Genomic DNA, 7,500 nt, shown 5'->3' with positions numbered 1-7,500 from the left:
AGAATGGCTTGCGTCTGTTCAGTCGACAACCCAAAACGAGCAATCAATTTCTCACGAGCCTCGTCACCAGTCCGTGTACTGCGGATAATAGCGATGACTTCATCCAAATGATCGAGTGCAACGCGCAATCCTTCAAGGATATGCGCACGCGCCTCAGCCTTGTCGAGGTCGAACTGTGTCCGACGACGGACGACTTCTTTTTGGTGCTCGATGTAGTAATAAATCGCCTGTTTCAAGTTGAGCGTCTTCGGTCGACCTCCGACGAGGGCAAGCATGTTGACACCAAACGTCGTTTGCATCGGCGTCTGTTTGTACAAGTTATTCAAAATGACGCTAGCATTCGCATCGCGGCGTACTTCGATGACGACACGCATCCCGTTACGATCTGACTCGTCACGAAGATCTGTGATGCCTTCGATTTTCTTGTCGCGTACCAAATCGGCAATCTTTTCGACAAGACGCGCTTTGTTCACTTGATATGGGATTTCATGAACGAGAATGCGCTCACGGCCATTTTTCAACACTTCGATTTCGGCTTTGGCACGCATCGTGATCGATCCACGACCCGTCTCATAGGCGCGGCGAATTCCGCTACGTCCTAAGATTTCACCAGCCGTCGGGAAGTCAGGACCCGGGATGTGCTGCATCAACTCAGAAATCGTGATATCTGGGTTATGCGTCAACGCAAGCACCCCGTCAATGACTTCGTTCAAGTTGTGCGGCGGCACGTTCGTGGCCATCCCGACCGCAATCCCGCTCGTCCCGTTGACCAAGAAGTTCGGGAACCGGGCTGGCATGACGACCGGCTCTTTTTCTTCTCCGTCAAAGTTCGCTTGGTAATCGATCGTGTTTTTGCCGATATCACGTACAAGTTCCATCGCAATTTTCGACATCCGTGCTTCCGTGTAACGCATCGCTGCCGCCGAGTCACCGTCGACCGAACCAAAGTTTCCGTGACCGTCGACGAGCTCGTACCGATAACTGAAATCTTGCGCCATCCGAACCATCGTCTCGTAAACGGCAAAGTCACCGTGCGGGTGATACTTACCGATAACGTCGCCGACTACACGTGCCGACTTCTTATGGGGCTTGTCGGCACGAATCCCAAGTTCGTTCATCGCATAAAGGATCCGGCGGTGAACTGGCTTCAGACCGTCTCGTACGTCTGGGAGGGCACGTGACACGATTACGCTCATCGCATAGTCCATGAACGAGGTGCGCATCTCTTGGCTAATATTTATATCCTTGATATTTTCTTGTTCTGCCATTCGTTATTGCCTACCCTTCTTTTTAAATATCGAGGTTTTTCACGTAATGCGCATGTGATTGGATGAAATCACGTCGCGGCTCGACATTGTCACCCATGAGCGTCTCAAAGATCTCATCCGCCTCAATGGCGTCTTGAAGGTCGACACGAAGCATCGAGCGTGTCTCTGGATTCATCGTCGTACTCCACAGTTGTTCAGGGTCCATCTCACCGAGACCTTTGTAACGCTGTACACTGTAACGAGCATTTTCTGGAAGCTGTTTAATTGCTTCTTGCAGTTCCCGGTCATTCTGAACGTAGGTGACGTCTTTACCATGCTTCACTCCGTAAAGCGGCGGCTGCGCGATATACACATAACCACTTTCGACGAGCGGACGCATGTAACGGTAGAAGAACGTCAGGAGCAACGTGCGAATGTGGGCTCCATCGACGTCGGCATCGGTCATGATAATCAACTTATGATAACGAGCCTTCCCGAGGTCGAACTCTTCCGCGATCCCTGTCCCGAGCGCCGTAATAATCGTGCGTACTTCTTGGTTGGCTAAAATCTTATCAAGTCTCGCTTTTTCGACGTTGATGATTTTACCTCGGATCGGCAAGATTGCTTGGAAGTGACGATCTCGACCTGATTTCGCTGACCCACCGGCCGAGTCACCCTCAACGATATACAATTCAGACTTCGAGGCATCTTTCGATGAACAGTCAGCCAGTTTCCCAGGCAATGAACTGACTTCGAGGATTCCTTTTCGGCGAGTCATTTCGCGAGCACGTTTCGCTGCCAGACGGGCCCGTGCCGCCATCAACCCTTTGTCGACGATCAATCGACCGACAGATGGGTTCTCGAGCAAAAACTGTTCGAACGTGTCGGTGAAGAGCGAGTCTGTCGCTGTGCGCGCATCGGCGTTGCCGAGCTTCGTCTTCGTTTGTCCCTCGAACTGTGGCGACGGGTGTTTGACCGAAACGATCGCTGTCAAACCTTCACGGACATCATCCCCAGACAGGCTGCCGTCGGCTTCTTTCATGAGACCGAAGCGTTTTGCATAGTCGTTGATCGAACGTGTGAGTGCCGTTTTGAACCCGGTCTCGTGCGTCCCGCCTTCGTGTGTCGGAATGTTGTTCGTGAACGAATAGATGTTGCTCGCAAATCCTTCGTTATACTGAAGCGCAATCTCGACTTCAATCCCGTCCTTTGTGCCGTGGACGTACACAGGCTCATCGTGGATTGAGGATTTCGAGCGGTTCAAGTGTTCAACGTATGACTTGATTCCGCCCTCGTAATGATAGTTACGTTCAATTGTCTCATCGCTACGCTCGTCTTTTGCGACGATGCGGAGCCCTTTGTTTAAGAAAGCAAGTTCGCGCAAGCGTGTCGCGAGTAAATCGAAATCGTATTCGAGCGTCTCTTCAAAGATATCTCCATCCGGGAAGAAACGGACGGTCGTACCCGTCGTGTCGGTCGTACCGACGATTTCAAGCTCACCTTGCGGGACACCGCGTTTGAATGACTGGTAGTAGACGTTGCCGTTACGACGGACAAACACTTCCAGCTTCGTCGACAAAGCATTGACGACCGAAGCCCCAACGCCGTGCAGACCACCTGAAACTTTATATCCGCCGCCGCCAAACTTACCTCCGGCGTGAAGGACGGTGAAGATGACTTCTACGGCAGGACGGCCCGTTTTCTTTTGAACGTCGACCGGAATACCTCGTCCGTTATCTTCAACAACGACCGAATTACCTGGTTCGACAGTGACCGTGATCGTGTCACAGTGTCCGGCGAGTGCTTCGTCAATCGAGTTATCGACGATTTCCCATACCAAGTGGTGGAGTCCTCGCGAGCTCGTTGAACCGATATACATCCCCGGACGTTTACGAACAGCTTCTAACCCTTCAAGCACTTGAATCTGATCGGCACCATAATCTTGCATTTGTTTTTCATTTTCGTTACTCATCGGTTTTGTTCACCTACTATACATGAATTGGCGTTCCTGTGGATTGGTCTTACTTTATACAGATTCCGTTTCAACTTCGCCTTGTTTCACGTGAAACACCTTTGCTTGTTGAATCGTTTCGTGAGCGATCCCATCGATATTGGTCGTCGTGATAATCGTTTGGACTTTCTGGCCCATCGTATCGAGCAGATGGGTTTGGCGATGGTCGTCTAATTCAGATAACACGTCATCTAACAAGAGCAGCGGATATTCCCCGACCTCTTCATGGATCAGTTCAATCTCCGCTAGCTTTAAAGACAAAGCCGCTGTGCGTTGCTGACCTTGCGAACCAAACGTTTGGACGTTGCGATTGTTGACGTACAACTCAAAATCATCCCGATGCGGACCAAATAACGTCACGCCTCGTCTTCGTTCGTTCTCTCTTATTTTATCAAACTTTTGACGATACGTTTCAAACATCGCCTCTTTTGGGTAACGTTCTTTTTGGAATGTATCCGATACGTATTGAATCGTCAGTGTTTCCAAGTTGCGCGTGATGCCGGCGTGAATCGGTCCTGCCCATTTTTCGAGCTGGTCGATGAAATGGTGTCGCCGTGAAACGATTTTCACCGCGAGTTCAATCATTTGATCGGTGAGCACCTCGAGTAGCGTCTCATCCCCGCCTTTGATTGACAGTTGCTTCAACAAGGCGTTCCGTTGCTTCAGTGTCTTCAAGTACTGATTCAATTCATGTAAATAGACAGGACTCACTTGCCCAATCTCCATATCTAAAAATCGACGTCGTCCTTGCGGGCTGCCTTTGACGATGGCAAGATCTTCTGGTGCGAACAGCACGACGTTGAAGGCCCCAACGTAGTCGCTGAGACGACGTTGTTCGAGATGGTTCAATTTCGCTTTTTTCCCTTTCGGTGAAAACGTGAGCGACTGGACCGTCTCTCCGGTCCGTTTATGAATCCGTCCCTCGACCATCGCGGCATCCGCTTCCCAACCAATCAGTTCACGGTCTTGCGTCGTCCGATGTGACTTTGCGAGCGCAAGTACGTAAATCGATTCGAGCAGATTCGTTTTCCCTTGGGCATTCTCACCGATGAGAACGTTCGTCTGTTCTGAAAAATCTAGCTCGAGGGTTTCGTAGTTGCGGTAGTTTTGCAATCGGATCGACTTTAAGTGCACGTTAGTTACCCTCGATTTGGAAGTCCCCGAAGCCTTCGACCTCGATCGTATCCCCATCCCGTAGTTTACGTCCACGACGTTGATCGACCTCACCGTTCACTTTCACTTGAACGTCCTCTAAAAAGAACTTCGCTTGGCCTCCACTTGAAATAATATCAGCCAACTTCAAAAATTGTCCGAGTGTTACATACTCGGTTGTAATCGACACTTTTTGCATGTCGTCACTTCCTTTCTTTCATACTTAGTACAAAAAATCGCCATACTTATTAGTTTATCGAAAAACGTCGAATAAGGCAAAAATAGGGATGACAAGGTGAAACACCTCATCATCCCCGAATCCGCTCAGTCTGATTTAAGACGTACGGACTGGCAAGATCAACTGAAGGACGCTGTCCTGTTCGACCGGACGCAAGATGAATGGTCGCATCGAACCTGTGAACTGAATTTCAATTTCTGAAGCATCAAGCGCACGGAGCGCATCCATCACAAATTTCGAGTTGAATGAAATTTTTAACTCTTCCCCTTCAAGCGACAAGATGCTGACGCGTTCTGACACTTTCCCGACTTCTGGAGAATGAGATGAAACTTCAACCGTCGTCGCTTCTTCAGCGACAAACTTGATGACGTTGTTACGGTCAGCACGTGCGAGTAGCGAGGCCCGGTCAATAGCCTGCAAGAAGTCTTTGGCATTCAAGCGGACTGCAGTCCGGTACTCTTCTGGAATCAGGCGCGACGTGTCCGGATATGCCCCGTCCAAGAGACGTGAGAAGAACGAGATATTTTTCATACGGAACAAGATTTGTTGATCCGTCAAAACGATCTCTACCGGCAACTCTTCACGATCAAGCAATTTAGCGAGCTCGTTCAACGAGCGGCCCGGGACGACGACATTTTGGAACGTCAAATCATTGTCCGTCTCAAACCGTGCCCGACGAAGCGCCAAACGGTGACTATCCGTGGCGACACACGTCAAAAATCCTTTTTCAGCTGAGAAGTTGACCCCTGTCAAAACAGGACGCGTCTCTTGTGCAGAAACAGCAAAGCTCGTCTGACGGATGATCGTCTTCAATAGATCAGCCGGCAAGTAGAAACGGCGCTCGCTTGATAGTTCAGGCAGACGTGGGTATTCATCCGGGTCGAGTCCATTCAAATGGAATTCGGCTTGTCCCGACTCGATCCGCGTCATGAAGTTCGGAGACACTTCGAGTGTGACTTCATTTGTCGGCAACTTCTTAACAATCTCACCTAGGAAGCGTGCATTAAGCACGACGCTGCCTGCTCGTTGAATTTGAATGAGTTCGATTCCGCCTTCTTCAATCGGGATTAACCGTTCGATTGAAATCTCAGTGTCACTTCCTGTGAGCGTCAACCCATCGGCATGAGCTTCAAGCTTTAATCCTGTGAGGATTGGAATCGTCGTTCTTGAAGCAACGGCTTTCGACACATCTTGTACGGCTTGCATGAATACATCTCGCTGAATCGTTAAATGCATGTGGATAATTCCTCCTAAGTGAACTGAGTCATATAGTTTAATAATAATAGTATTATTTAAGTCATAATAGTAATAAGGGCTGTGGATACTGGGGATAAGTCACTTGAACCACTGGTGTTGAGCCATTCTTCCTGTGAATAACGTGTGGATAACTATGTGGGTTTATCCACAGGATATCCACGGTGAAACATAAGCCGTTACGACAAAGCTTTCTTTAATGTTTGAATCGTCTCTTGCATCTCTGGATCATGCTTGAGCAACGTACTAATTTTCTCATGGGCGTGGATCACTGTCGTGTGATCGCGTCCACCAAACTCTTCCCCGATTTTAGGAAGCGAGCTTTCCGTCATCTCACGTGATAAATACATCGCGATTTGACGTGGGAATGCGAGCGTCTTCGTCCGTTTCTTCGCTTTCAACTCATCGACTTCAATATTAAAGTGACGACCGACAATCTCTTGAATGTCCCGAATGACGATTTTCTTCGCTTCCTGGACCGGCATGATGTTGTGCAACGCTTCTGCAGCAACATCCGGATCAATCGGACGACCGACGAGCTTGGCGTAGGCCACGACGCGCGTCAACGCCCCTTCGAGTTCACGAATGTTCGTATCGATTTGATTGGCGATATACAGCATGACATCGTTCGCAATATCAAGCCCTTCTGCCGTCGCTTTCTTGCGCAAGATGGCAATCCGCGTTTCAAGGTCAGGCGGTGTGATGTCAGTGATCAGTCCCCATTCGAACCGCGAACGAAGACGATCTTCGAGCGTCGGAATCTCTTTAGGCGGTCGGTCACTCGAAATCACAATCTGTTTCTGATCGTTATGCAGCGCATTGAACGTGTGGAAAAACTCTTCCTGTGTCTGTTCTTTCCCGGCTAGAAACTGAATGTCATCAATTAAGAGGACATCGATGTTTCGATAGCGGTTGCGGAATTCTTCTGTTTTATTGTCACGAATCGAGTTGATGAACTCATTTGTGAACTTTTCAGATGATACGTAAGCGATTCGTGCGCCAGGCTTCTGCCCTTTCACGTAATGCCCAATCGCATGCATCAAATGCGTCTTGCCGAGCCCGACTCCTCCATAAATGAAGAGCGGATTATAGGCGCGCGCCGGGGCTTCTGCGACAGCGAGCGAGGCAGCGTGAGCAAATCGGTTCCCCGACCCGATGACAAACGTCTCAAAAATGTACTTGTCATTCAGCTGTCCGAGGTTCCCTTCCTCTTTTGGCAGTACTGGAAGCGGCTGTTCTTTCATTTCTGTGGCAGCAATCGTCTCTTTCGATGATCCATCCGCAGGTGCATACTTGTGTGCTTGTGATTCCTCGATAAAATGAATCTCGAGCTTGTTGTTCGTTACTTCTTCAATCGTATCTTGTAACAATGACAAGTACTGACGCTCAAGCCAAGTTACGATGAAACTGGCTGGCGCGGACACGACGAGTGTCGTCCCCATCAACGAAATTCCTTCTGTTGATTTCAACCACATATCAAAGCTGGCTTTTGGTGTGCGTTCCTCTTCTTCAATCAGAGATAAAACATTTCTCCAAATCTCGCGAGCATTCTTCAATGAAAGACCTCCTTTACTCACATGTTGGCGAAACTTATTCAC

General features: G+C 49.2%; 6 protein-coding genes (1 of these 6 only partly in view). All 6 read right to left on the bottom strand.

Annotated features, from left to right (window positions below; all coding sequences use genetic code 11):
• A protein-coding gene (gyrA, locus tag NMQ00_RS00030; RefSeq protein ID WP_255177453.1) for a DNA gyrase subunit A crosses the window boundary here: on the bottom strand, positions 1 to 1,268 show its 5' portion. The gene continues 1,303 nt to the left of window position 1, outside the view; the window shows 1,268 of its 2,571 coding nt (coding positions 1–1,268); its start codon is at positions 1,266 to 1,268; the stop codon falls past the left edge of the window.
• A gap of 22 nt (positions 1,269 to 1,290) precedes the next feature.
• Positions 1,291 to 3,219, bottom strand: a complete 1,929-nt coding sequence (gene gyrB, locus NMQ00_RS00025; RefSeq protein ID WP_255177452.1) for a DNA topoisomerase (ATP-hydrolyzing) subunit B — start codon at positions 3,217 to 3,219, stop codon at positions 1,291 to 1,293.
• Positions 3,220 to 3,273: 54 nt separating this feature from the next.
• The gene (recF, locus tag NMQ00_RS00020) at positions 3,274 to 4,392 is read right to left on the bottom strand and encodes a DNA replication/repair protein RecF (RefSeq protein ID WP_255177451.1); all 1,119 of its coding nucleotides are present in this window, start codon (positions 4,390 to 4,392) and stop codon (positions 3,274 to 3,276) included.
• Position 4,393: 1 nt separating this feature from the next.
• Positions 4,394 to 4,609: a S4 domain-containing protein YaaA gene (gene yaaA / locus NMQ00_RS00015; protein WP_255177450.1), complete on the bottom strand. Its 216-nt coding sequence runs from the start codon at positions 4,607 to 4,609 to the stop codon at positions 4,394 to 4,396.
• Positions 4,610 to 4,744: 135 nt separating this feature from the next.
• Entirely contained in the window at positions 4,745 to 5,884 is a 1,140-nt protein-coding gene (gene dnaN, locus NMQ00_RS00010; RefSeq protein ID WP_034780296.1) for a DNA polymerase III subunit beta, read from the bottom strand.
• Positions 5,885 to 6,081: 197 nt separating this feature from the next.
• Entirely contained in the window at positions 6,082 to 7,458 is a 1,377-nt protein-coding gene (dnaA, locus tag NMQ00_RS00005) for a chromosomal replication initiator protein DnaA (protein ID WP_255177449.1), read from the bottom strand.
• Between the last annotated feature and the right edge of the window lie 42 nt (positions 7,459 to 7,500).

It is taken from the genome of Exiguobacterium aurantiacum, assembly GCF_024362205.1.
Taxonomy (GTDB): Bacteria; Bacillota; Bacilli; order Exiguobacteriales; family Exiguobacteriaceae; genus Exiguobacterium; species Exiguobacterium aurantiacum_B.
The sequence above is the reverse complement of the archived record's forward strand: the minus strand, read 5'-3'. Positions and strand labels throughout refer to the sequence as shown.